Origin of the sequence: Novosphingobium sp. AAP83, assembly GCF_001295795.1 — a bacterium.
Lineage (GTDB): Bacteria > Pseudomonadota > Alphaproteobacteria > Sphingomonadales > Sphingomonadaceae > Novosphingobium.
The window spans coordinates 20411-41474 of sequence record NZ_LJHY01000019.1 but is presented as its reverse complement, the minus strand read 5'-3'; the positions used below and the strand labels follow the sequence as shown (position 1 = coordinate 41474).

The following is a 21064-nucleotide window of genomic DNA, read 5'->3' as shown; positions in this document are numbered from 1 at the left end:
CAAGACGCCAGATATTCCATCAATTGATGCCCAAAATGCTATGCCATGTGCCACAGGGTGAATCCATTGGTGCGAATGGTGTTTGAGGTGACGCGAAGGCCGTGTTCTTCGAAGAAGCTACGCGCCAGCAGGAACTCACCCCAGCGCGTAAGCCCTTGGACTTGGGCAACGGAATGCATCGCGCGAATGGCCTGCCAGCCATTGGTCTGTTCCACCACGAGATCGATCCTTGCGCAGGATTGCGCCGCCGCGAATTGGCGGCTTATATCCTCCCGCCCGTCAAAGACGACCACGGCCGAAAGTTCTGCGGCCGCTATGCTCTTTGCGGTCGATGCCAAAGCTATGGGCGCGATGCCGCAGGCCTTTAGCATATGGCGGCGATCCATGAATGCCCAGCGGTCCATCACCGGCCCTTTTTGCTCAAGTATTTGGCAATGCGCGCCAGTTGGGCATCGGAAACCTCGCCACGTGAAATGGCCGGCATATTGCCCAGCCCGTTGCGCACGACGGCGGTGGTAAAGTCTACCGGCAGATGCCGTGTTTCAAGCATAGCGACGGCCGGTTCCATGCGCCGCGCCAGAATGACTGTGCCCATACCCATCTGGCGGTGACACATGCTGCATTTCTCGACAAATAGAGCCTCGTCGGGCGAGGCCGAAGCGCGGTTCTGCATGGCTCCGCGAAATGCGTTTTCTATTTTCGTCGCGCTGTTGTTCGCCGGTTCAGACGGTTGTGCAGATGCCGCAAGTGCTGTGCCGCAAGCGAATACGAGAAGCGCGCCGCGTAGGAGGTGTGCAGTACCGGTCATGACCGCGCTCCCTTCGTCCAGATACCGCTTTTGCCCGGCGCTATGATGCCATTGGGATCAAGCGCTTGCTTCACCCGTTCGTTCAGGCGCAGCAGAGCGCGATCATTGAAATCATAAGTCGAGGCAACGAGCTCCATATAATCGATGTGCGTGCGATATTCGCCATAACGCTGCGCGCTGGCATCGGCGACAAGATCGCGAAACATGCCGTCGACCCGCGCCATCATCGGCGCATCATCCTTGTTGTAAAGGATCTGGTTCACGTTGGTCAGGCTGCGTTCGCCCATGGCGAAGCTGGCGTGATAGTCCATCTCGTACTTCTGATAGAGCGCGTAAGTCCGCTGGAATTGCTTGAGCGCAAGATCACCACTGGGCGGCAGGACCGGTGAATACCCGATATGCCCGCCGCGCCCGCCATGCCAGTTTGCATTGGCCAACGGAAAGCTGACGGGCACGCCCGACATGGGCGAGCCTTCCGGACCATCACCCTGCTTCCACCGTGCCAGCTTCTTGGAAAGCAAGGGCTTGCCGTCAAAGGCCCGGTCCAGCGCGCGAAGCGAGGCATCGACGACTTCTTGCGGGCCATAAAAGCGGATCTGCACACTCCACCAGCCGATGTTGAACCGTTTGCGGATGGCACTCACCACGGTTTCGCTCAGCGGCCCCTTGTCGCTCGTCCATTCCTCGCGCCGGGTCATCACGGCGGCAGAGCGGAGCCAGTTGCCGATCGAGGGGCTCTGCTGGATCAGGCCACTGCGCCGCAGCGGCATGATCGTATCGATGGCCCAGCCAAGGTCTTCGGGCTTGTCAAATTCCAGATCATAACCGGCGAGCGCTTCGGGTTCGGGCATCAGCCACAGGCCGAGCCGGGTCACCACGCCAAAGTTGGACTGGCAGAACATCGTGTCCCAGCCGGGGCCAAAGCCGTTGCGGTAAAGGTTCCAGGTGGGCGATCCGTCCATCGCCCCCATTCCGGTGCGGATCAGATCGCCATCGGGCAACACGACTTCCAGCCCGCAAATGCGCGACGCATGATCGCCATAGGGCGTATATCCGACCCCGCGATCCAGTGCATTACCGGCAACCGACCCCCAGCTATTGCCCGGAACCGAAAGCCAATAGGGCGCTTTGCGGGCTTGCAGAAAATCATGCAGATCAAAAAAGCTGACGCCTGGTTCCACCAGAACCACGCCGTTGGCTTCATCGAAATCAATGGCCTTCAACCGCGAAAGATCAAGGACGACCGAACCCTTCATGACTGGTGCTGCGCCGCCGTAGCCGAAGTTCTTGCCTCGGCTGATCGGCCACAGCGCAACTTTGTGCCGGTTTGCCACCCGCACGATATCACGCACCTGATCGCGGCTTGTCGGAGCAACTGCCGCGATGGGCAAATGCGTTTCGGGATCCTGTGCGAAATGATCGGCGTATGCGTTGCGATCCTGATCGGAATTGAACACGTTTTCCGTGCCCACGATGGCCGCGAAGTCCTGCAAAGCTGCGGCAAGTGTCATTGGCTAAGCGCCTTCTTCTGAAGTGCAATGATCGATAGCGAAATGCCAAATGCGACAGTCATCAGCAGCGCGCACAGATAGAACGGCGCATCGTTAGAAAGGCTGAACACCCAGCCGAACAACGGCGGCGCGACAATCCGCGATAGGGCATTGGACGCCATGTTAAGGCCCATCACACTTCCTTGTCGATCAACCGGAGCATTGCGCGACACCAGCGCGCCCGCATTGGGGAAGGCCAGACTATGCCCGGCCATCAGCAAAGCCATGAGTGCGACGGTGATGGCCGGATAGCGCAACACCGGCAGCAGCGCGATTGCCGTAAACAGCACGACAATCCCGCCTGCAATCACGCAGGATTCGCCGAAGCGTTTGACCAATGGACCGATCAGCAGTGCTTGCACCAGCAAGCCTGTGCCGCCAACCGCGAGGAAGGTCAGTCCGACTTGGCGGGACGTCCACGCATATTCCCCTCCTGTCCACAAACCGAACACCGCTTCAACAGAAGAAAATGCGGCAATTCCGATGAACGCGATCACAAACAAGCGGACCAGTATGGGATTGCTGGCAACGATCTCAAGCCCTTCGGTGTAACTGGGCATGGCACGTTGCGCACCTGTTTGCGGGAGGCGATGTGGCAAGGCCAGCATGGCCCATGTTGACGCTGCCCCGGCAAAGGCTGCGGCGGCCAAAATCGGCGTGTAAAACCCTTGCAAGCCCAGTTCAGGGCTGGCGAGGACGCCGCCTATTGCAGGGCCAATGGCAAAGCCGAGGTTAAACGATGCCCCGAAATAGCCCATGAACCGCGCACGTTCCGAAGGCGGCGTAAGGTCGGCCAGCATACCTTGTACCACGCCGAGCGTGCCACTGAAGAAGCCGGTGATCACACGGATGACAATCGCCACCAGCAAAGTCGGCGCAAAAGCAAAGGCAACGTAAGACAATGCCGCGCCCGCCGTTGTCATCACGAGAATAGGCTTGCGGCCCAAGGCATCAGAGCGCCGGCCCCAGAAGATTTCGCCAAGCACATTGCCAAACGAATAGGCGGCAAACAGGCAAGCGACCGCAAAGGGTGATGCCGCAAAGGCATGACCGTAAAACGGCAAGAGCGGCAAGATCAGACTGAAGCCCGCGATGTTCAGAAACACCAGCACCAGCAGAAGCGGTAGCGGCCCCTTCAAAATGCGAACCTTGGTTCGGGAAGACCCTTCACGCCAAGCCCGTCAACGACAAAAGTCGAGCCATCCAAAGGATCGGCCACCCGGCCAAGGAAGGACGGGTTCAGCGTGGGGACGAAAAGTCGGTCAAGCTGCGGGCCTCCAAACATGACGCTGCCGGGCAGTTTTGCCGGAAACTCAACGATCCTGTCGATGCTCCCGTCCGGCCTGAACCGGACCAGCTTGCCGCCTTCGCAAATGGCGCTCCACAAAAACCCTTCGGCATCAACCGTTGCGCCATCGGGAATGCCTCCGAGATCTTCGGTGCTGGCAAACGCGCGTCGGTTGGAAACGGTGCCCGCTTCAATGTCATAGTCATAAGCATAGATCAGTTTGCGGATACTGTCGGCGTGATAAAACGTCCGGTCATCGGGCGACCAGCATGGGCCGTTCGACAGGAAAATATCCTCGTCGATAATCCGAAGCGCGCTTGCACCCGGATCCAGCACATACAATTTGCCCCGCGCCTCTTTCATGCCTCGGTCGCTCGACCCGACAATGAAGCGGCCGCGCCGGTCTACTTTGCCGTCAGCCAGTTGAACCTCGGCATCAAGATCGAGACTGCTGGCCAGCAAGCGGGTTTCCCCGCTCGCAAAATCGAGTGTGTAAACGCCGTCGGCCAGCGCGGTGATCGCCCCGCCGCTTTTGCACAATGCCATAGACCCGATCGTTGCCGGCACGTCCCAATGCCGTGCCGATGCCAGATCGCCGTCAGCGCGGAACACTCTGCGCCCAAGGATATCGATCCAGTAAAGCGCTTGTTCTGCAACATCCCACACCGGCCCTTCACCCACAGAGCATCGGGGCACTTCAAGGCGGGTGATTTTCATTGGCAAAATCCTCTCAAACGACTCTTTGCGAGTTCGAGGATTTATATATCGGTGATAAATTTAAGGCGCAAGCGGCCTAGACATTTATTCGAGGCGCTGCGCGAGACCGGAAACGAACGCCGTCAGAGCGCTATCGAATGCGGAATCCGGATCGTGATACGCTTCCATCATCGCGTGTGTCGCGGGGCGCTGCTCATAGATTACCCAGCCCAGCACAAGGCTGGCCAAACCGCCCGCCGCCGCAGACGCCTCAGCCAAATCCATCCCGCCGTCGACAAGTGGCTTGAACAGCCGGGGAAACAGCTCATTTCGAATGCGTTCGGTCGGCGGCGCGATGCTGGCAATGATGCTGGCATCACGATGCGACAGCAGCAGTTGACGTTGGCGCTGCCCGACTTTGATGAACCACTCTTGCCAGTCCGGCCCGTCACAATCGGAAATGCTATCTTGCAGCAAGTCCTCGATCATCAAGCTGAACAACTCTTCCTTGCTGCCGATGTGCCAATAAATCGCCGGGCTTTTCACCTCCAAGGCGGCCGCAAGGGTGCGGGTCGACAATCCTGCAAGGCCGTGTTCGTCGACAATGGCCCAGGCTGTTTGAACGATCTTTTTCCGGTCAATCACTGGCTCCCCTTTACGAGGACGACCGCCTTTGCGCCGCTCCGTCACAGCTAATTCCATTTCTTGTGGCTCGGAAACTCTACCCCGGCAGAGGCGTTCCCAAAAGACTTTACGTGTGGAAAGGGAACCCTCATGTCAGAGGATCATAACCGATCCGAGCTTCCAATAGAGAAAGGCAACTACCATCAGGGCGTTCAAACAATAAGGTAAGCGAGTTTTAGACGGGAGTCACTGCCAAGCTGAGGTTCGCAGCAGTCGTTTTCGTCGCTGCTTGAATAACTGGTTTCAGCGACATCGGCGTAAACGACAGCTTGCACCAGAACCCGCCAATCGCTGAAAATGGCGTTTTTTTACAATCGGTCTTTTTTCAGTCATTGGCGACGAATAGCGGTTTGTATTGAAGCACCCAAAGCGGATGGGACTATTCCTTTGCCAGAATTCTGCGTCGCCAGCCTGACATGGCTGAAAATGCCACAGCAAGGGCTGCGCCAATGCCTAGCGCGGTGTAGGCAGCATCGCCGAAGCTGAGTTCTTCGGTGAAGAGCCCGATCGCGCAATAGATCGCCATGGCATAGGATAGAGCTACAATGAGCCAGCCCACGCCGCGCCGATAGCGCCGGACCTGTTTGGGATCTTGTTCTGTGCGCAGAAGCTGCGCGACGATTTGGCTGTCGAGCGTGTCGATCAGGAGCATTCCGGTTGCGAAGCTTGCGATGATGGCAAAGGTGGCAGACAGACCGCCACCGGTTGCAGCAATGCTGCCCCAGGCAGCAGCCTGCGTTGTTGTATCAAAGACAAGTCCGAACAGTGCGCCAACCGCGACGACTGCCATCGGATGCGAAGTGGAACGCAAGCACGATGGCAAAAGCGCTTGCCGCCACCCCGCAGGAACATAATGGTCTGTACCGATAAGGGCCTTCAGATTGAGCGTGCCGACAGCCAACAACATAGCGACTATGGCGACATCCACGGCAACCCCAAGCCAGGCGGGGAAGGTAAACCATCCTGCCATCCAGGATACGCCCAATGCCACGCCACCAACCGACATAGAGTGCCCAAGCGCAAACAGCGTTCCGATCCATGGTGCCAGTTGCGGACGTTCTTCGGCGGCAAGGAACGTCATGTTGTCGATCACGGCGATATGATCGGGATCAAGGCCATGGCGCAGGCCCAGTACGAAAATGAGCCCGAGCGCGCCAACGGTATTGGGATCGGGCAGCATCACGAAACGGAGCGACTTGTTTGATCAGAAAGCGCGCGCAGTCGTTTGCGCAGCGTGGCAAGGAGGGCCTGCTGCTCGCGGCGCGGCATGGTGCGCCACTTGCTGCATTCGGGCTTTGTCCGCCCGCATCCGGTGCACCAGCCATTGGCGCGCTCGAAGATGCAAACGTCTATGCATGGGCTGGGTAGCGTGCCTGCGGACATTATGCAGCCTTGCGCAAATCGAGGATGCCGCCATGTCCGTCTTCGCTGCCCCATGCGAGGCATTGGCCGGCTCGGTCCCATTCCAGCGCGGTGATCGCCGACTGGTCAGCCGCAGCCACGGGCAGGAACATGTCCTCATGCAATCGCGCCAGCACGACGGCACCATCGGCATAGCCCACGGCCAAGACATCTTGTGACGGGTGGAAAGCAACGCGCGTTACCAGATATGTCGAAGGTGCCAGCAATTGTGGACGTTTGCCCATCGGACCGTTGCGCCCCTCGAATGGCCAGATAATAGCGTTGGTGTCACCGCTGGTGGCAAGCCATGTGCCTTTACGGTTCCATGAGAATGAGCGGGTCTTTGCTTCATAGCCCGACATGGCCATGTCTTCCCGGCCCGGCAATCGCCAGCCATGCAGGCCGGTTTCCTGCGTGCCGGAAACGGCATAATCAGCCTTGGGAGACAGCGTTACCGCGATATGCGAGCCTTTCCATTCAAGCGGCAACGGCTGGCTTTGCGGTGACAGGGCATAGAACAGCGAGACACCCCCGTAACGGGCAGCGGCCAAACGCCGTCCTTTCGCGTCTAGAGCAAGGCCGGTCACGGTGCTGGCCAGCGAAAATCCGTGGGCTTGTGCATCGCTCTGCCGGTTCCAGACCGCCACCTCCTTGCCCACCGAAGCGGCAATAATCCCGGATTCGGCGCTTGTAACAATGTGCTCAATCCAACGGCCGGGAAAGCGGCCGAGGAGCACCGATTGCCCCGACGGTTCCGTACGGCGGACGTCACCCACGTCATCACCGCAAATCATCGCCCGGCCACAGGGGCTGCGCGCTGCACAAAGGATCGCGCCTTTATGGACAACACCGTTGCCATGCACCGCACCGTTGCTTTCGACAGCAAGAACGCGCCCGTCGCCCAAGGCAAAGCAGGCGGCATCGCCGATCCACACGAGCCCGCTGGCCGGAGCGCCAAGCGCAATCGGCCGGACATGCGCTTTGAGCGAATGATCACGGGCAAGGTCAATCATGCGGCGCAGGCCATGAAGCCGCTTTCAAGCGCTGCCGGATCGAGATTGCGGCCAATGAGCACGAGGCGGCTGATCCGTGGATCGTCAACGCCCCATTCGCGCTCCTGAAGGTCGCCAGACAGCAGCATGTGGACCGCTTGCACTACATAGCGTTTCGGCTCGTCCGGAAAGGCAATAATGCCCTTGGTGCGCAAGATATCCTGCCCTTGGCGTGCGGTGATGTCCTGAAGCCACGGCATGAATTTGCGCGGGTCAAGCGGCGTGGGGCAAGCGATCGAGATTGATGTGATCGTGTCGTCGTGTTCGTGGTCTTCTTCGTCCAGAAACGCAGGTTCGATCTCCAGAATGCGGTCGAGATCGAAGGCGCCTTGGTCGAGGATGCGGTCCAGCGGCACAGCTGAATTGACCGTCTCGTGCACCACCGCCTGATTGTTGATCACAGCGATCCGCTGACGGACATGTTCAAGCTCCTGCGGGGTGACCAGATCGGTCTTGTTCAGCAAAATGATGTCGGCAAACGCAATTTGCTCCATCGCTTCATGACTGTCGTCGAGGCGGGCAAGAACGTGCTTGGCGTCAACCACTGTAACGATGGCATCAAGCCGGGCACGGCGCTGCACATCATCATCGACAAAGAAGGTCTGGGCAACCGGTGCCGGATCGGCAAGGCCGGTGGTCTCGATCACGATGGCATCGAATGTGCCTTTGCGCTTCATCAACCCTTCGATGATGCGGATAAGGTCACCGCGTACGGTGCAGCAAATGCAGCCGTTGTTCATCTCGAACACTTCCTCGTCGGCATTGACGATGAGGTCATTGTCGATGCCGATCTCGCCGAATTCGTTGACGATCACGGCATAGCGTTTGCCTTGCTCTTCCGAGAGGATCCGGTTGAGCAAGGTGGTCTTGCCCGCCCCGAGATAGCCCGTCAGCACGGTAACCGGAATCTTGGTGTCGATCATTTGCGTTCCTGTGATGCAGTTGCAAGCTGTCCGGTTTTTTGCGCTGGCCAGCGTGGTGCTTTGGCGAAGTCTTCGGTGCGGAAGGGCGTTTCGTTGAAGATATAGGGATAGTAAAAACGGCGCAGCGCGGCATGGAACGTGCGGATGCGATCCTGATAGGCCAGTTGGGCGGCAAGATCGGTGCGGGCCAGACGATGGATCACCACCTGCACACCAACCGGGGGCAGCACGAGGCCGGCCTTGCGCGTCCAAGCGTCCCTCGCTTCTAACCCGGTGCGATAGGCCTTTACCTGTTCGCCCACCGCACGATCGCCCAGATAATGGAAAGCGTGGTACCATTTCCAATGGAAGCCACCGGTGAAGGTGGCCTTGTCTTTCCATTCAGGATGATCGCGGACGAAGGCCTGCATGGTTGCAGCTTTAGGCTTGTCCCAACCGGCGTGGACGGCCTCGCGCTGGGCCAGCGTCAGTTCCACGCCCTGCTGGACAGGAATGGCTTGGTTGACGGCAAGCAGGGCGAGTCCGGGCAGGACCAGCGTGATCGCCAGCCAGATCATTGCCAGCGAAGCAGCATTGGCCAGTGAAGCCAGCTTCATCCGGGCGATAAGCAGGCAAAGGGCGATCCAGAAAAGGAAATAGGCAGCCGCAATGCCAGCAACGATCGCGGTCATGGCGGCAGTGCTGCCTGCGATCACCGCACCGACGATAAAGGGCACCAGCAGCGCCAGCAACAACAGCCCTGCGCGCAGTACGATCCGTCGCAGCCACAGCGCGCGTGTTGATCGGGCCATGACGCCCAGCAGGACCGCGCGCCCTGCCTCACGTTCAGCGGAGAACAGATCGTGCAGCAATGCAATCAGCAGCAAAGGGGCAAGATAGGTCAGCACGAAGGCCCAATCGAACCGGCCCGGCAGCGCGAGTTCGGCGTTGTAGTTTTCGCTTTCGTTGATCTGGCTTTCGAGTGGCAAGGCGCGCACACGCAATACAAACGGTGCGATGTCGCGCTGTCCCAAGGCTGCAAATGCCAGCGAAGATGGCGAGTCCCATGTGGCATGGAAGGTGTAGTACGCTGCGTTACCGACATCGCCCTCCTTGGCCACCCATGCTGCAATTGCCGCCTCGTCCTTTGCCTGCTTTGGCTGGATGCGTTCAATGACCTCGCGTTGCCGGGCAACTTCGGCAAGCCCTGCCCATACACTGGCGCATGAGAGCGCCAGCATGAGCAGGAGTGCTGGCACTGCGATGCGCTGACGCAGGAACAGGCGCAATTCATGACCCCACAGCATCATCATAGCGCGGCTCCGATGCGGCGCGAGGCCAGCCGCAACATGGCAGCTCCTGCCGCCAGCCAGAATAACAGGAGCGCAAGACCCGGAACCGCCGCTCGCAGGCGTTCATCAAGCGAGGCAGGACGATATGTGAAGTCGGGCACGTCGTGCCAGTGCTTCGGATCAATCCTTACCCGGCGGGCCGCCTCGGGATCCTTGTTGCGATTGCCGTCATCGGCAAACGTCACCGCTTCTGCCTGAAGCCTGTTCAATTCCTGCACGATGGCATAGCGATAGGCCTCTGCCTGTTCGAGAAAGCGCTTGTGGCCATCGAGATCGGTGCCCGAAAGCGCCATTGATGCGCTGCGCAAGGCTATTGCCGGGCTTAAAAAGCCGAAGCCGGTGGCAGTATCGCCCTGTCTGGCCTGAACGGTGAACTGCGTGTCGTTGTATTTGTCGAACAACCGGGACGTGATCTTCTCACCCTCCATCGCCAGCAGACCACGATAGTTTACCGGCAGGTCGTCTACCTTGGTCACGCCATATCGCTTGAGTGTTTCTGCCTTGAACGCGGCGAAGTGCGGGTCATTGGGATTGTGACTGTCTCCGATGCGGCGCAGGTCGTCCTGGATCGCAATGTCGGTCTCAAGCCGGGTCGGCAGGGGCGTTGCGGCAAGCGCGATGTCAGGCGCAATGCGCGGCACGAGGATTGTGGTCAGCGCCCACAGGCCCAGCAGATAGAGCAGCGCCGAACGGGCATCGCGTGTCATGCTCGAAGCAGCGATCACGGCCATAACCCAAAACAGGAGGTAGATGGCGTAGCTTATTGCCAGCAGCAGTGCGCCTGAAAGCGGCGCGGCCTCTACGACAACCAGCCAGCCCAGCGAAAACAGGGCCGGCGCCAGCATCAGCGCGGCAATCCCGCCAAGCGCGAGCGCCTTTCCGGCGATGAGACTGCGGGCGGCAAGTCCTTGTGCCTTGAGATAGCGCAAGGTGCCGCTTTCGCGCTCCCGCGCTATCGTACCGAAACCGACGAATACCAGCACAAGCGGGCCTAGCACTTGCAGCACAAAGGCCGGGGTCAGTTGCCCGAAGTGCGCCAGGAGCGAGGACTGGCGCACATCACCGAAATTGGCACTGTTCTGGCGGTGGCCTTCAAGGAAGATCGTATTGCCGGTAAAGGCATCAACCCCCGGATCAAAGGCAGCAAGGGCAGGCATCGGGCGGAATACGAAGTGGCCGTAATGCACCATACGATGCGGATGGCGCGCAGGCTGTCCATCGAACTCGCGATCGGCCTGTGCCTGAAACCGCGCGCGCAAGGCGTCACTTTCGGCACGGTGGGCAATCGAGGTGAACGTGGCAATGGCAGAGAGCGCCAGCAACATCAGCAGGGCCAGACGCGCCACATGATTGCGTCGCATCAGCCGCCATTCGTTGGCAGCGATCAGGCGGGTCCTGCTCATGCTGCGGTACGCTCGCCATAACGATGATGCAGTGCGAGCACGTCGATTCCTTCGCTCGGGCGTACTTCATCCACGATGCTGCCTTGCGCAAGGAAGCCGATACGATCCGCGCAGTCTGCCGCACCAAGCAGATCGTGTGTGACCATCAGGATTGCAGTGCCGCGTGCCTTGAGCACGTTGAGCAGCGCGTTAAAATCTGCCGTTGCACGCGGATCAAGCCCGCTGGTGGGCTCGTCCAGCAGCAGGACAGGCACATCGCGCAGCACGGCCATCGCGATAGCAACTTTTTGGCGCATGCCCTTTGAATAGCCCGCAACCCGGCGTTCGCGCGCCTCGTGCTGAAGCCCGGCGGCGTCAAGCGCCCCATCCATCTCGCTCCGACCCGGTTCGCGCCCGGATAGGGCCAGAAAATAGGCGATGTTCTCATATGCCGAGAGTTGATCGTATAGCGCGACGTTTTCCGGCAGATAGGCCACTTGCGTACGCGCACGGTCCGGTTCGAGCACCGGGTCGAACCCGCCTACGCGGATCACCCCTGAATCGGGTTCAAGAAATCCGAGTATGGCCGAAAGCGTGGTTGATTTCCCTGCGCCGTTTCCACCCAGCAGGGCATAGATCTCACCACGTGAGACCTTGATCGAAAGCCCGTTGAGCACAGTCCTTGATCCCCGGACAAGGCGAAGATCCGTGATCTCTATCGGCGGGGGCGATGAATTCTCTGCAAGCAGGTGCGTTGCCAGTTCGGCGTTAGTTGAGGTGGCCTGTGTCATGGTCTCATGCATGCCGAGATCGCCGACGAGAGTCAATGAAATGTTATATTATTACATTGACTCTCGGCAAAAACCTAACCATGGGGACGAGCACGATACACTGTATCATGGGTTTAATTGGGTCAAAGGTGGGGTCAACCATGAATATCCGTCACGCGCTTCTGGCAGTTACCTGCCTTGCTTCAGTCCAGCCAGCGATCGCGCAAAGCGCACCTGACGCAGAACAGATCCTGGTGACAGGACTGCGCGATGCCAGTGTTAGCATCACGGGCACCGACACGCCCCTGTTGCAATATCCGCAAAGCGTGCGGATCATTGATTCAGAAACGATTGCGCGTCTGGGTGCTATCCGCCTGAACAATGTGATTGATCTGGCAGGGGGTGTTGCCAGGCAGAACGATTTCGGGGGCCTATGGGATAAGTACTCTATTCGCGGTTTTGCCGGAGATGAAAACACCGGACCGGACATTTTGATCAACCGCTTCGGCAGCAATCTTGGATTTAACGCTCCCATCGATACCGCGACAGTCGAGCGGTTCGAGTTCCTCAAAGGCGCGGCCGCAGCGCTGTCTGGTCGTGGTGAACCGGGTGGCTCCCTCAATATTGTGACCAAGGCTCCAAAGGACAAGGCGCATGCCTCGGCAGAATTGAGCTATGGCAGTTGGAACAGTCTTCGCGCGACGGCCGATGTCGGTGGACCGCTTTCCGATAGGCTGTCAGTTCGCCTGATCGGCGTGGTGGAAGACCGCGAAAGCTTCCGCGACAACGTTGTTAGCAACCGCGAATTGATCGCGCCTTCCATTTCCTTCACTCCCAGTGACAGCATCCGCCTGCTTTATCAGGCCGAATATATGCGCAATCGCACCACTTTTGATCGCGGCATTGTGGGGATCAACGGAAATGCGCTGGCGATGGATGTTCGCACTTTTGTGGGAGAGCCTGGTGACGGGCCAATTTCTCAGGAGATCCTTTGGCAGCAGGGCACGGTGTTTGCTACCCTGACAGATAATATGGCGCTGGAACTGGGATTCTCCCACCGGGACGGCAATCTTGGCGGCTTTGCCACGATGGTCGACTTCGGTGGCCGGGGTGTGCAGCCGGGCGGGCGGACAGCCGGCAGGCAGCGCCGCTTTACCGACAATTCGTGGAATGACCTTTCGTTGCGAGCCGAATTGACGGCGCAAGCAAACTTTCTGGGCCTCCAGCATGATCTTCGTATCGGTGTTGACCGGGTGCGCCATGGCATGGATGCCGAATTGCAGCGCGCGCGCGGCAGCGTCGCCAATCCGCTACTGGTGATCAATCTGTTCAATCCGGTTTACGCCCAGACTCTGCCCGCAACCTTACCATTTAACGACCGGCGAATCTCCTTCGCGTCCGAGAGTGTATATGCACAGGATCTGATGAGCATCGGTGATGTCACCATCCTGCTCGGCGCGAGATGGAACAATTTCGAAGAGCGCAACACCAACAACCTCGCCAATGGCGCACTGCTGACGACCAAGGACAGCGGAGTAACTCCCCGCGCGGCGCTCACATGGGCGGTTTCGCCGTTCTTCTCGCTTTATGGCAGTTGGGGGGAGTCGCTGCGCCTCAACCCTTCGGATGGCACCAATATCTTCGATGCCGAACAGAGCGAATCGTCGGAAATCGGCCTGAAATATGAACTTCTTGGCGGGGCACTGCGCGGTCAGGCTGCGCTGTTCAGCATGACCAAACGCAATGTGCTCAACCCCAATGCCGTTGATCCATTTTTCAAAACCCAGATTGGCCGCCAGCGTTCGCGCGGGGTCGAAACGGAAGTGACGCTGAATCTGGACGGGCTGTTCCTCACCGCCGTTTACACATATCTCGATGCGACCGTCCGGCAGGACCAGTCTGCGGTATTGGTAGGCACAAACTTGTCCAATGTGCCGGCACATTCCGGCGCGATCTATGCCAGCAAGAATCTCGGCCCGGTCACCATTGGAGGTGGGGTTACCCACGTGGGTGAGCGTGTCGGCGAGCCCTTCGGCGGGGGCTACATGCTGCCGGGATACACCATTGCGCGGGCGGATTTGACGCTGAAGATCAATGAGAATTTTTCGCTTCGGGCTGATGTCGATAACATCTTCGACAAGCGATACATCGCAAACTCCTATGCCAACGTCTGGACGATGCCTGGTGCACCGCGCAATTTCCGCGTCACCTTGAGCGGCCGATACTGACATGGTCTCCAGCATCCTGACTGCGGTGCAGGACAACCCTGCACCGCCTGCGGAATGGGCCGCAATTTCTGGCCACACCACACCGCTGGTTGTTATACCGCGCGATATTGGAGGACTGGCGGCTTATGCAGAAACGCTTGCCGCCGATACTCCGTTTGAACTTCGGGCTGAAGGCACTGTGGCCGAAGCTTTGGCAGGCCTTGGCGACCTGGCTGAACCATTGCGCACGGACATCGCGGAGCTTGCTTCCCGCTTTGCCGCGCTGATGGCGGTCGGCAGGGTCCGCATCAGGCTTGAAGTGATCAACACCAATGCCTGTCGCAAAATCCACGCCGATTACACGGACCTGCGCCTGATCACCACTTACTGGGGGAAAGGCACTGATTATGTGCCTTTTGGGATGGACCCCCTGGAGGACAATCTGGTTCGTTTAGCTGCCGGAGACGTGGCTTTGTTCAAGGGCCGCCTCTTCGGTGAGGGCCATGCGCCGTGCTTCCATCGTTCTCCTCCTGTTGGCGACACCAAGGAGCAGCGACTGGTTCTGGTGATCGATACGCCGCTCAATAAAGCGCGCATGGGTGCTGTGCCTCCGCCTGCGGGGGGCTGAGAAAAATGCGTGCCATTCTCGTCGCCGTGGGGGCATTGATCTCGGCAGATGCACATGCGCAACGTGCCAATGAGAATGCGGCGACGGCGGCAGATGACGGGTTCGGCAAAAGCGTTGGCAGCGAATCTGTCGGAATATATGCCAATGGCGAAGTGCGCGGGTTTTCGGCCAGCGATGCGGGCAATGCGCGGATCGAAGGGTTGTATTATAATGAATCCGGCGCAATCAGCGACCTGTTCGTTGCAGGAAGCGATATCAAGGTCGGGCTGACCGCTTTCGGACAGCCGTTTCCAGCGCCCACCGGTATTGTCGATGCCACCTTGCGGCGCGCCAATAGTGACAGGACGATCGTCACCACCCGGATCAACGCAGGGGATTATTTCGGCGTCGATGCAACGGTAGAAGCGGGTATTCCGCTCACGTCCAATCTCGGCATCTATCCCGCTATCGGCTACTTCGATGATCGTTACGCCGACGGGGTCAACGCGTGGTTCGTGAGCTATGGTAACGTGGTTCGCTGGCAGCCTGCGGCCCGCACCGAGGTCACAGCCTTCTTCAGCCGCTATGATTACGGCGATGAAGAGCGCGGCCCTCTGATCTATACGGCAGGACCGTTCCTTCCGAAGGAAATCACGCGCAGGCGCTTTTTCGGACAGGATTGGGGCCAGTGGTCAGGGCATAGCCAGAACTTCGGTGGCATCGCCAAGACCGCGCTGGGCAACTGGAAGCTGGAGGCGGGGCTGTTCAATAGCCGTTTCACGCAGGATGATTTCGCCTCGGCGTGGTTTTCGCAGGTTGATCGTTCCGGCATTGGACAGCGCTTCATTCAGTCGGGCCGCGATCAGACATATGTATCCTGGTCGGGCGAAGCGCGCGTGACGCGTGATTTCCGCGATGGTCCGCGTCGCCACCGCCTTATTGCATCAGTGCGTGGGCGCACTGTCGATGCCCGCTATGGCGGTTTTGATCTTGCGGGCCTTGGCGAGGGCGAGATCGGCGTGCCGGACCCGGTGCCCGAGCCTGAACGGCAGTATGGCCTGCTCACCGATGATCGCGTGCGGCAGACGCTTGCCTCGATCGGCTACGATCTGGTCTGGCAGGATCGTGGCGAATTGAACCTTGGCGTTACTCGCAGCGATTACCGCAAGGCCATCGATAGCCCGACTTTGCCGAACTTTTCGCGCCGCGACCGGAATTGGCTTTGGAATGCCGCGCTTGCTGTGAAGGCAACGGCAGGCTTGACGCTCTATGCAGCAACCACGCGCGGGCTGGAGGAAACCGGCGCTGCGCCGGTGAACGCTGTAAACGCCAACGAAGTGCTACCAGCGTTGCGCACAAGGCAAAGGGAAGCCGGGCTGCGCATCGCCTTGCCTGCCAGCATCCGGGCTGTGGTTTCCTGGTTCGATCTTCGCAAGCCCTATTTCGAGATCGACACCACCGACAACTTCTACCGCACCTTGGGCGAAGTGCAGCACAAAGGCTATGAGTTCTCGATATCGGGCAAGCCGGTTCAAGGGCTCAGTTTCGTGGTTGGCGCGGTGCTGATGGATCCGCGCGTGACGGGCGACGCGGTAGAAGACGGTCGCCTGGGTCACCGCCCCATCGGTCGCACACGCACACTGGTGGATGCCAGTTTTGACTGGATGCCCGCTTGGCAGCAGCGCTGGTCAGTGGATCTTCGCATGCTTTACGAAGGACAGCGCGAGGCTGATGCCCGGAACCGCTTTTCCATTCCCCAACGCCTCACTGCAGACATCGCCGCCCGTTATCGCTTCAAGATACGCAAGAGCGCGGCCATATTGCGGGTCAAACTTGCCAACATCACCAATGTGTTTGGCTGGCGGGTTTCCGGCGGTGGCGGGTTCAGAACCAACGCCCCGCGCCGGTTGACAGGATCGATTATCGCTGATTTCTGATGGTTGATAGCATGCTGGGTGGCGCCATCGGTAAGGTGCGCCCAAAACGCTTGGACCGCATTCGAGCATCTTGCGTGATGTCTCTCTCGGTCAGGTCAGTCAGGTAATCTTCCGCCAGAGCAAATTCGTGCGCGACCCGCGTTTTGCCGGGTGCGAGGCTTCTAGCGTGCCTGTGCACTGGCCTCAAAAAATCACGATATGATATCTTGTATCATATACAGAAGGTCGTTTATAGCGCCTGCGAGCCCAGTTTGCGCTGCTGTGTCTAAACAGCAGCACGGATCGCAAAAAGGATATCTTGCAATGAAACTTTCTCGCTTGCTTGCCAGCAGTACTGCGTCCGCCGCGCTGGCCTTTTCTTTTCCCGCTTTTGCGGATGAGCGCGCCGCCGAAGACGGCGATCAGAACCGCGCGCATAGCCAACCATCAACCGAAATCATCGTGACCGCACCTTATGAGCGTGATCGCGAAATGGTCGCCACGGCTGTCACAGTTCTGCAGGGCGATGCTTTGCAATTGCAGCAGCGTTCCACCATCGGCGAGACACTGGCACGCCAACCGGGTGTGTCTGCCAGCTTCTTTGGTCCGAATGCTTCCCGCCCGATTTTGCGCGGTTTGGACAATGAGCGCGTCCGCGTGTTGACCGACGGGGTCGGCAGTTTTGACGTTTCGAACACTTCTGTTGACCATGCGGTTGCGATCAATCCGCTTTTGGCAGACCGCATCGAAATTCTGCGCGGACCTGCCGCCTTGCTCTATGGTTCCGGCGCGATTGGCGGCGTGGTCAACATGCGCGATCTGCGTATCCCGCGCGAAGTACCCGACGGCGGGCCGCACGTTGATGCCGTGGCAGGTTATGCATCGGCTGCGCGTGAACGCAACATCGGCGCCTCGGTGAATGCGCCGTTGGGTGGTGGTTTTGTGGCCCACGTTGATGGCAGCTTCTTTGAATCGGATAACTACCGCAGCGGAGGCTTTGTTTTTAGCCGTGAATTGCGGGATGCTGCTGCGGAAGAAGGCGGCGAAGTGGCTGAGGATGCGGGCGCTTTTGGCAGGGTTGAGAATACCGCCGCACGCACCTGGGATGTGGCAGGCGGCCTGGCTTGGGTTGGTCAGGATGGGGCCAATTTTGGTGTAGCGGTTAGCCACCTTGCAAACCGCTATGGCATCCCCAACGGTCTTGAAATCGGCCACGATGACCATGACGACGACCATGACGAAGATCACCATGAAGATCACGATGAAGATCATGGCGATGAGCATGGCCACGGCCACGAAGATATCACACTCGATATGCGCCAGACGCGCGTCGATCTGCGTGGGGCGGTGCCGCTTGACGGCGCATTCAAGGAACTGAAGGTACGCGCAGGTTGGGCCGATTACCGCCACGACGAGATCGAAGATACAGGGGAGATTGGCACGAGTTTCTTCAATCGCAGTTGGGAAGCGCGTGTCGAACTGGTGCAAGCCGAGCTTGATGGCTGGCAGGGGGCTACCGGCATGCAAATCTTCAGCCGCAATTTCAGCGCTGTCGGGGAAGAAGCCTATATCCCTGCAAACCAGACGCGCCAGTTCGGCCTGTTCACTTTGCAAGAGTTTGATCTTGGCAGCCTGCGTTTGGAGGCCGCTGGTCGCTATGAACACAGCACTGTGAAGTCTGCTGAAATCGGCCGTGAGCGTCGATTCAGTGCTGTGTCGCTATCGGCTGGCGGGTCATTGCAACTCGGCGAAGGTTGGCGCTTGGCGTTGAGCCTTGCACGTGCCGAACGTGCGCCATCGGCCGAAGAGCTCTTTGCCAATGGCGCGCATGCAGCAACCCGTGCTTTCGAGATTGGCAACCCCAATTTCAGGACTGAGCGGCAACTGGGCGCAGAGGCTGTTTTGCGCGGGCGCGGCGCAGGTTGGCGGTTGGAATTGTCGGGCTTCTTCAACCGGTTTGACAACTTCATTTCGTTGAATGCGACAGGAGATGAAGAAGACGAATTGCCTGTGTTCCAATATGCGCAAACCGACGCGCGCTTTTACGGTTTTGAAGTTGAAGGTGCGGTCACGCTGGCGCAATTGGGGCAGACGCGCATCGAGGCAACGGGCCTTGTCGACTATACGCGCGCTGATATTCTGGGCGGGGGTGGCGCAGTGCCACGCATACCACCGTTGCGGATGATTGGCGGCGTTGAAGCCACAGGAAATGCATTGGGTGGCCGCGTGGAAGTGGAACACGCAACCGCACAGCGCCGCGTTGCCGTTTTTGAAACCGCCACGCCTGCATGGACCATGGTTAATGCCAGTGTCTCATGGAAGCCGTTTGGACCGGAGGCACAGACCACATTCATTCTGCAAGCCAATAACATTTTCGACGTGGAAGCCCGGCGACACACAAGCTTTCTCAAGGACGTAGCCCCGCTATTTGGCCGCGACATCCGCCTGAGCGCGCGCGTTAGCTTCTGAATGAAAAACCGGGGCGGCTCGTTCCGCCCCGGTTGTTTGTCATGGTTTCCGGGCCAGAATTCTGCCGTGAACGTGGATCATTCTGCCTCAAGGCCGAACTTTCGGCAATCAACGCATTGACCTTGCGCCTCGATGAGCCCCTTGAGCACCTCGAAATGGCTTGCCGGCGCGGCATCAACGATAGCGCCCCTGATCCCGGGCATTTCGACCAATTCAATCATGTGACAATCGCTACAGACCAGACAGATGTTCGCGGCAGACTGATAAACGATGTAAGCGTTTAGCGTCTCGATGCGCAGAACAGCCCGCATATCGATCAGGCGTGCCAGCGTGCGATAGATTTGGTTGGCGACAATGTGCGCGCCAAGAGCGCCCGCTTGTTCCGCAATATCAAAACGCTCAGCGGCCTGTTGGCCTGTCGTCTGAAGGCCATGTATCCAGCCTGACCGGAGGCTGAAAAATGTGCTGCACCCCATGGATCATCCATGGCTGCGCCGCTCCCTCCAGATTGAGAATTCCCTTGATGCGCAAAATTTCGGCACCTTTGAACATCGTGAGCGTGGCGATTGGGGTACGCCTGTCAGCTCACCGTGTTGACCGTACTAGCCTTTATTGCAACTGCGCTGACGTAAGTGTTGGCGGACTAGGTCTGACGCTTGGTTCGGCCAAGCTAGATGGCTTCGCCAATCTCGCGACTCTTTTCACCATCGGGAGTATCGCCGTCCGTGAAAGCTGGGGTGTAATTGACTTCGCTAAAAAGCTGACGATCCAATAGTACCGCGTGCGCGAGATAGAGCTGCGAAACGAGGCGGACCCACTTTGAGAATCACGATCTTGGGAGATGCTGGTTATCTACTAAATGTATTGGTCTCGTGATTGCACAAACGGGGCCAGCAAAGTGCATCAAAAATCTCTTATATAATCGTAATATAATGATTTTTTATTCCTGGCTGGGGCGGCAGGATTCGAACCTGCGAATGGCGGCATCAAAAGCCGCTGCCTTACCACTTGGCGACGCCCCATCAGGAGCCGCGCTTATAGCGCGGGCGAAGCGGATGAAAAGGGGGGGAGGGCGATACTTTTGGGCATTTTCCACACCCCCTGCATTTCATCACTAACCTTTGACGATGCCTTGCAGCGATTCAGGCGGTAAAGCGTTGAAATCACTGGCGTCGTGGCGCTCGGAAATACCCTTGCTGGAATTCACAAGGCGCCCGCGCAGCACGCCGGGGCGGGCGTCAATTTCGCTGACCCAGCGGCCGACATGCTCGTATTCGTGCATCGAAAGGAACGTCGCTGCCTCGCCATAAGCCTCGCCGCGATAGATGTTGCCGAACCAGGTGTAGGTCGCGATATCGGCGATGGTGTATTCATCGCCCGCCAGAAAGCGCGTCTTTGCCAGCTGGCGGTTGGCCACGTCGAACAGGCGCTTGGTCTCCATCGCATAGCGATTAATCGCATATTCGATCTTGAAGGGCGCGTAGTGGTAGAAGTGGCCAAAGCCGCCGCCGATGAACGGCGCGCTGCCCACCTGCCAGAACAGCCATGAAAGGCATTCCGCCCGCGCCGCGCCCGATGAGGGCAGCAAAACGCCGAACTTCTCGGCCAGATGCATCAGGATTGCGCCTGATTCAAATACGCGGAACGGTTCGGGGCCGGAGCGGTCCACCATCGCGGGGATTTTGGAGTTAGGGTTGATCTCCACATAACCACTGGTGAACTGGTCGCCATCAAAGATCTTGATCAGCCATGCGTCGTATTCGGCTTCGGCAAAGCCCATCTGGAGCAGTTCTTCCAGCATGATCGTGGCCTTCTGGCCATTGGGCGTGCCCAGCGAATAGACCTGAAACGGGTGCTTGCCCACGGGCAGTTCGCGTTCGCTGGTCGGGCCAGCGACGGGCCGGTTCACACTGGCAAATGCGCCGCCATTGGCCTTGTCCCATGTCCACACTTTGGGGGGAACGTACTCTTCTGACATCG

Annotated in this window: 20 protein-coding genes and 1 tRNA gene; 4 read left to right on the top strand and 17 right to left on the bottom strand. The window is 58.8% G+C overall.

The features are described from left to right. Positions 1-38: 38 nt before the first annotated feature. From IP81_RS10410 to IP81_RS10355, 13 genes are all read right to left on the bottom strand, one after another. Positions 39-404 (bottom strand): hypothetical protein, encoded by a 366-nt coding sequence (locus IP81_RS10410; RefSeq protein WP_054107933.1) that lies wholly within the window; start codon positions 402-404, stop codon positions 39-41. Then, positions 404-808 carry a cytochrome c gene (locus IP81_RS19660; protein WP_082356093.1) on the bottom strand — a complete coding sequence of 135 codons (405 nt, stop codon included), beginning with the start codon at positions 806-808 and terminating at the stop codon, positions 404-406. The genes IP81_RS10410 and IP81_RS19660 overlap by 1 nt, the downstream gene beginning before the upstream one ends. Then, a complete protein-coding gene (locus tag IP81_RS10400; protein WP_054107931.1) occupies positions 805-2319 on the bottom strand; it encodes an FAD-binding oxidoreductase in 1515 nt (504 codons plus the stop codon). The genes IP81_RS19660 and IP81_RS10400 overlap by 4 nt, the downstream gene beginning before the upstream one ends. Next, positions 2316-3497, bottom strand: a complete 1182-nt coding sequence (locus IP81_RS10395; RefSeq protein ID WP_054107930.1) for an MFS transporter — start codon at positions 3495-3497, stop codon at positions 2316-2318. The genes IP81_RS10400 and IP81_RS10395 overlap by 4 nt, the downstream gene beginning before the upstream one ends. Further along, complete coding sequence (locus tag IP81_RS10390; protein WP_054107929.1) at positions 3494-4363, bottom strand: SMP-30/gluconolactonase/LRE family protein; 870 nt, start codon at positions 4361-4363, stop codon at positions 3494-3496. The genes IP81_RS10395 and IP81_RS10390 overlap by 4 nt, the downstream gene beginning before the upstream one ends. 84 nt (positions 4364-4447) lie before the next feature. Further along, entirely contained in the window at positions 4448-4987 is a 540-nt protein-coding gene (locus IP81_RS10385; protein ID WP_197274593.1) for a TetR family transcriptional regulator, read from the bottom strand. A 418-nt stretch (positions 4988-5405) separates the two neighbouring features. Beyond that, positions 5406-6206 carry a nickel permease gene (locus IP81_RS10380; protein ID WP_054107927.1) on the bottom strand — a complete coding sequence of 267 codons (801 nt, stop codon included), beginning with the start codon at positions 6204-6206 and terminating at the stop codon, positions 5406-5408. Further along, positions 6206-6409, bottom strand: a complete 204-nt coding sequence (locus IP81_RS19655; protein ID WP_082356091.1) for a DUF1289 domain-containing protein — start codon at positions 6407-6409, stop codon at positions 6206-6208. Before IP81_RS19655 ends, IP81_RS10380 begins: the two co-directional genes overlap by 1 nt. Then, on the bottom strand, positions 6409-7440 hold the full coding sequence (locus tag IP81_RS10375) for a WD40 repeat domain-containing protein (protein ID WP_054107926.1): 1032 nt from the start codon (positions 7438-7440) through the stop codon (positions 6409-6411). Before IP81_RS10375 ends, IP81_RS19655 begins: the two co-directional genes overlap by 1 nt. Beyond that, a complete protein-coding gene (locus IP81_RS10370; RefSeq protein WP_054107925.1) occupies positions 7437-8402 on the bottom strand; it encodes a GTP-binding protein in 966 nt (321 codons plus the stop codon). The genes IP81_RS10375 and IP81_RS10370 overlap by 4 nt, the downstream gene beginning before the upstream one ends. Beyond that, entirely contained in the window at positions 8399-9694 is a 1296-nt protein-coding gene (locus IP81_RS10365; protein WP_369800730.1) for a DUF3526 domain-containing protein, read from the bottom strand. The genes IP81_RS10370 and IP81_RS10365 overlap by 4 nt, the downstream gene beginning before the upstream one ends. Then, the gene (locus IP81_RS10360) at positions 9691-11136 is read right to left on the bottom strand and encodes a DUF3526 domain-containing protein (RefSeq protein WP_054107924.1); all 1446 of its coding nucleotides are present in this window, start codon (positions 11134-11136) and stop codon (positions 9691-9693) included. The genes IP81_RS10365 and IP81_RS10360 overlap by 4 nt, the downstream gene beginning before the upstream one ends. Further along, entirely contained in the window at positions 11133-11906 is a 774-nt protein-coding gene (locus tag IP81_RS10355) for an ABC transporter ATP-binding protein (RefSeq protein WP_054107967.1), read from the bottom strand. The genes IP81_RS10360 and IP81_RS10355 overlap by 4 nt, the downstream gene beginning before the upstream one ends. Positions 11907-12046: 140 nt before the next feature. Here IP81_RS10355 and IP81_RS10350 point away from each other — a divergent pair, with 140 nt between their 5' ends. The 4 genes from IP81_RS10350 (at position 12047) to IP81_RS10335 (ending at position 19084) form a co-directional block, all read left to right on the top strand. Next, positions 12047-14113: a TonB-dependent siderophore receptor gene (locus IP81_RS10350; RefSeq protein WP_054107923.1), complete on the top strand. Its 2067-nt coding sequence runs from the start codon at positions 12047-12049 to the stop codon at positions 14111-14113. A 1-nt stretch (position 14114) separates the two neighbouring features. Then, positions 14115-14720, top strand: coding sequence for a DUF1826 domain-containing protein (locus IP81_RS10345; protein WP_054107922.1), 606 nt, complete (start codon positions 14115-14117; stop codon positions 14718-14720). A 5-nt stretch (positions 14721-14725) separates the two neighbouring features. After that, on the top strand, positions 14726-16636 hold the full coding sequence (locus IP81_RS10340) for a TonB-dependent siderophore receptor (RefSeq protein ID WP_054107921.1): 1911 nt from the start codon (positions 14726-14728) through the stop codon (positions 16634-16636). Positions 16637-16939: 303 nt separating this feature from the next. Beyond that, positions 16940-19084: a TonB-dependent receptor gene (locus tag IP81_RS10335; protein ID WP_054107920.1), complete on the top strand. Its 2145-nt coding sequence runs from the start codon at positions 16940-16942 to the stop codon at positions 19082-19084. Positions 19085-19161: 77 nt separating this feature from the next. Here the strand turns inward: IP81_RS10335 and IP81_RS20185 are convergent, their stop codons facing one another. The 4 genes from IP81_RS20185 to yghU form a co-directional block, all read right to left on the bottom strand. Then, complete coding sequence (locus tag IP81_RS20185; RefSeq protein WP_157573167.1) at positions 19162-19305, bottom strand: hypothetical protein; 144 nt, start codon at positions 19303-19305, stop codon at positions 19162-19164. Between the two features lie 178 nt (positions 19306-19483). Beyond that, a complete protein-coding gene (locus IP81_RS19650; RefSeq protein WP_082356090.1) occupies positions 19484-19636 on the bottom strand; it encodes a GTP-binding protein in 153 nt (50 codons plus the stop codon). A gap of 395 nt (positions 19637-20031) precedes the next feature. Further along, positions 20032-20106 (bottom strand) — tRNA-Gln (locus IP81_RS10320). A gap of 92 nt (positions 20107-20198) precedes the next feature. Next, positions 20199-21062, bottom strand: a complete 864-nt coding sequence (gene yghU, locus IP81_RS10315) for a glutathione-dependent disulfide-bond oxidoreductase (protein ID WP_054107917.1) — start codon at positions 21060-21062, stop codon at positions 20199-20201. Between the last annotated feature and the right edge of the window lie 2 nt (positions 21063-21064).